Consider the following 4,414-nt stretch of genomic DNA (forward strand, 5'->3'; position numbering starts at 1 on the left):
CTCTAAACGGACGATGAGAGGCAGTAAGACACCTTCGGGTGCAAGCTTCAGTGAAACGTCAAGAATCACCGCTCCTTTAGGACGGTGAGTATGTCAAGGCTTCCTCATTATTCATTCTTTAGAACCCCAGCGGTACCACAGAGCTTGGGCGGAGGGACCGCTCCAACGAGCGCAACGCCTATAATTGGGCGGGCGATTTAGCGTGGGTCATCATGAAAAAAGCCAAGGGCTTTAGTAAGTTACTCCAGGCGAAACGACAGGCTACCCGTCCTACTGTCCAAGTCGAAGCAGCGTTAGAGCTTGCGCTTCAGCATTATTGGGCCGGAGAACTGGAGCAGGCTGGGACGATTTACCAACAACTTTTGCAGACCCACCCGGACCACCCCATCGCTCTCCACGGGCTAGGGGTCATCTATTTTCAGCTAGGCAATCTAGAGGCGGCCTACCAGTACACTGTCCGCGCCACAACCGTTAAGCCCGACTATTTAGAAGCCCAGGGGAGTCTAGGGCAACTCCTCCAAGCTCAAGGCCAGTTCGCCCAAGCTATCCCCGTCTACCAACAAATTCTCAACCTCAATCCCATTGATGTCGAAGCCCACAACGAACTCGGACTGTTGTATGAGCAAGTCGGCGAACTCGCCGAGGCCATCGCCTGTTACCAACAAGCCCTCCAACTCCAGCCCGACCTGCCCGAAGTCCTCAACAACCTGGGAGTCGTCCTGCACCGCCAAGGCCAGCCCGAGGCCGCCCGCCAAAATTACCGTCGTGCCCTCGCCCTCAACCCCAACTTTGTCGAAGTCCACACCAACCTCGGCATCACCCTGCACGAACAGGGCGAGATTGAGCAGGCGGTGGCATCTTACCAACAGGCCCTGACCCTCAATCCCAATGCCCTGGATGCCCACGAGAACCTGGGTATCCTCCGCCATGAACAGGGTGAACTTGCCGCCGCTGCCGCCCATTACCAACAAATCCTGACCATCGCGCCCGACTACCCCAAAGCTCACTACAGCTTGGGGATCATTCTTCAGAAACAAGGCCAACTCAAGCAGGCCCTCGACTGCTACCAGCAAGCGTTTACGCTGGTCCCCGAATATCTAGCCGCCCGTTGGCTCTATGAACTCGCCTTACCGATGATTTACCAGACGGCTGAAGAGATCCCCCAGTGGCGCGAACGTTTCCAGCAGGGCTTGAATAACTTGGCGCAACTGGACCTCACTTCACCCCAGGCCCTCGCGGGTGTGGCGAGTCAAACTAATTTCTATCTGGCCTACCAGGGTCTAGACGATACCCAGTTGCAGCGACAGTACGGGGAACTCGTTGCTCGGATCATGGCAATTCATTACCCGCAGTGGACCCAGCCCAGACCCAAGTGTCCACCGGGCGAACGAATCCGGGTCGGCTACGTCTCTAGCCACTTCCGGGGGCATACGGTGGGTAAACTTTTCTTGGGTTGGATACTCAACCACGGGCCGGAGGCGTTTGAAGTTCATGTCTATTACACAGGACCTCAACTTGATGCCGTGACTGAGCAGTGCCGTGAACAGGTGGAGCATTTCCATCACCTACCCCGTGGGCTTGAGCCCGTCTGTGAACAGATTATCCGTGACCAGTTAGATGTATTAGTCTTCCCCGATGTGGGTATGGACCCGAAGATGACGCAGTTGGCGGGGTTACGGTTAGCGACCGTGCAATGCGTGGCTTGGGGCCATCCGGTGACGACGGGACTGCCGACAGTGGATTATTTCCTCGCTAGTGCCCTGATGGAGCCGGACCAAGCCCAAGTACACTACACGGAACAGCTAGTCCTATTGCCGAACTTGAGTATCTGTTATCCCCGGCCCGTCATACCCGCTCTAACTAAAACCCGCGCTGATTTCCAGTTACGCGAGGAAGCGGTGGTCTATCTCGCCTGTCAATCGCTTTTTAAATACCTACCTCAATTTGATTATCTATTTGCTGCTATCGCCCAAGCGGTGCCCCAGGCCCAGTTCGCCTTCATCGCTCATAGTAGTCCGGTTGTGACTGATACCCTCCGCCAGCGTCTGCACCAAGCTTTCGCCGCTGTGGGACTCGATAGCCGGGACTATTGTGTATTCCTGGCCCCTCTATCCCAGGAGGAGTATTTCAACTTGAACTTGTTGGCGGACGTTTTCCTGGATTCCCTCGGCTGGTCTGGCGGGAACACGACCTTGGAAGCTTTGGCCTGTGGTTTGCCCGTGGTCACTTGCCCAGGACCGTGGATGCGGGGCCGTCATACCTACGCGATGTTGCAGGTCCTGGGGTTAAAGGAACTGATTGCCACTGATGAGGCCGACTTTGTGGCGATTGCCGCTCGGCTCGGTCAGGACACCCAAGCGCGGGAACAAGTGAAAAGCCAAGCCCGCGACCGACTTTTTGAGGACCGCACCTGTGTCAGGGCATTAGAAGATTTTTATCGGCGGGTGGTGAATTGATGGCAACATCTCAAGGTTGGGCCAAAGCGGTCACTCGTGTGGCAGAGGAATTCGGTCCAGCGCAATTACCTATAATCTCCGGGCAACTCCCCACCGGGCTGGAGGGGACGCTCTACCGGAATGGTCCCGGTCGCCTGGAGCGCGGCGGGGCATCTGTGGGGCATTGGTTCGATGGGGACGGGGCGATATTGAGGGTGCATTTCGACGGCGAGCGAGCAACCGGGACCTACCGTTACGTACAGACCCAGGGCTATCAAGCCGAAACCCAGGCGGGGCGGCTCCTCTACGGTGGCTATGGCATGGTTGCCCCCGGTCCCTGGGAACGGCTCTCGGGTCGGGTCAAAAATGCCGCCAATACCTCAGTCCTCGCTGTTGACGATAGACTCTTGGCTCTGTGGGAAGGGGGTTATCCCCACGCCCTCGACCCCGTCACTCTCCAGACTGAGGGCGAGACGGATCTAGGCATGACCGGGAAGACCTATTCAGCGCATCCCAAGCGGGACCCGGTGAGCGGCTACATCTATAACTTCGGGGTGAGCTATGGGGCTAAGGCAAATTTGCACCTCTACCAGAGTGACGCCACAGGCCGGGTAGTCCAAGAATCCACCATTCCTCTGCCGGGATTGCCCTTGGTCCACGATTTTGTATTGGCGGGGAATTATTTAATCTTCTGTGTCTCCCCGATACAACTGGACTTTGTGCCCATCGTCCTGCGTTTGAAGGGGTTTGGGGAGGCATTTGATTGGCAGCCCGAGCGGGGGACGACGCTCTTGGTGATTGACCGGAATAATTTACAACTGGTCAGCCAAGGCGAGACCGCGCCCTGGTTCCAGTGGCACTTCAGCAATGGCTATCAAGAGGTGAATGGGATGGCGGTCCTGGGTGTGGCACGGTATCCCGATTTCCAGACCAACCAGTTTCTAAGAGAAGTGGCCTCCGGTGTCGTTCAAACCCCCGCCCAAGCTACCCTCTGGCAGGTCACGCTCGATCCCAAGACCGCCCAGGTTTTAGAATCCGTCGAACTCTCATCGCGGCCCTGTGAATTCCCCACGGTAGACCCCAGCATGGTCGGACAGGAAAATCCCCATACCTACCTTGCTCTTCACCGCTTGGGCCTGACTGCACCCCGCGAACTGTTGGGAAGTTTTGGTCGGTTTGACCATCGCACCGGGGAACTGACCGAGGCCCCCAGCGTCGAGGGGAGCTATCCCAGTGAGCCGATTTTTGCAACTGGGGGCTGGGTGCTGACCGTGGTTTATGACAGTCAACGGGACTTGAGTACGGTGGATATTCACGAGGCCGAGCGACTAGAAGCTGGTCCGGTTTGTCAATTAGCCCTACCGGGCGTTGTGCCGCCGGGATTCCATGGCACGTGGCGGAGGGCTTAATGCGCTCAGCGCGGGGCGTGACCCTGATTGAGGTATTGATCTCGGCAGTGATTGCTGCTTTGTTACTGTCGAGCTTGGCGAGTTTTTTTGCGATTTCTCTAGTAAAACGTGCCCAGGGAAATCGTCTAGGAGCAGCGGTCCAACTAGCCCAGTCCCAGGTCAACGAGGTGCGGTCTTTCTGGAATACCTTTGACGAAAATGGCGAGAGTTATTTCGATAAACAGGCGATGGTCTTTGCCTGGAGTGACGATTACTTTCCCACTGTCGGCACCACCAACAACGCCCCGACCTACCAAGAACTGACCGACCCGACCCTCGTCCCCGCTAACGCCAGCCAGATCCCAACCAATCTCCGCGCGATCCCCGTGGACACCACGGGCGACGGAGAAGCGGATTTCTTAGCCCAAGTCTTCGTCGGTCAACCCCCGGACGTACCCCCCGGCGAGTTGAGAAGGCTCGTCGTCCGCATCTATGACAAATTCGCACCCATTGAGGAACTAGACCAGACCCCCGTCCTCCCGGTGCGTCCCTTGGTCAACGAGGACAACACCACCGCCACTCAAGCCAACC

At 57.1% G+C, this 4,414-nt stretch carries 3 protein-coding genes; all 3 read left to right on the forward strand.

Annotation, left to right across the window (positions count from 1 at the left end):
* Positions 1-212: 212 nt before the first annotated feature.
* Positions 213-2,456, forward strand: coding sequence for a tetratricopeptide repeat protein (locus HFM78_RS11855; protein ID WP_287129655.1), 2,244 nt, complete (start codon positions 213-215; stop codon positions 2,454-2,456).
* Positions 2,456-3,844, forward strand: a complete 1,389-nt coding sequence (locus HFM78_RS11860; RefSeq protein WP_287129656.1) for a carotenoid oxygenase family protein — start codon at positions 2,456-2,458, stop codon at positions 3,842-3,844. The genes HFM78_RS11855 and HFM78_RS11860 overlap by 1 nt, the downstream gene beginning before the upstream one ends.
* Positions 3,844-4,414: prepilin-type N-terminal cleavage/methylation domain-containing protein (locus tag HFM78_RS11865; RefSeq protein WP_287129657.1), on the forward strand; the 571-nt coding region annotated here is incomplete at its 3' end. The genes HFM78_RS11860 and HFM78_RS11865, both read left to right, overlap by 1 nt.

It is taken from the genome of Candidatus Cyanaurora vandensis, assembly GCF_013285555.1.
GTDB classification, from domain to species: domain Bacteria; phylum Cyanobacteriota; class Cyanobacteriia; order Gloeobacterales; family Anthocerotibacteraceae; genus Cyanaurora; species Cyanaurora vandensis.

Bases quoted from the DNA above. Each gene is read 5' to 3' on its own strand.
- HFM78_RS11855 (WP_287129655.1), top strand. From the start codon at position 213: ATGAAAAAAGCCAAGGGCTTTAGTAAGTTACTCCAGGCGAAACGACAG.
- HFM78_RS11860 (WP_287129656.1), top strand. From the start codon at position 2,456: ATGGCAACATCTCAAGGTTGGGCCAAAGCGGTCACTCGTGTGGCAGAG.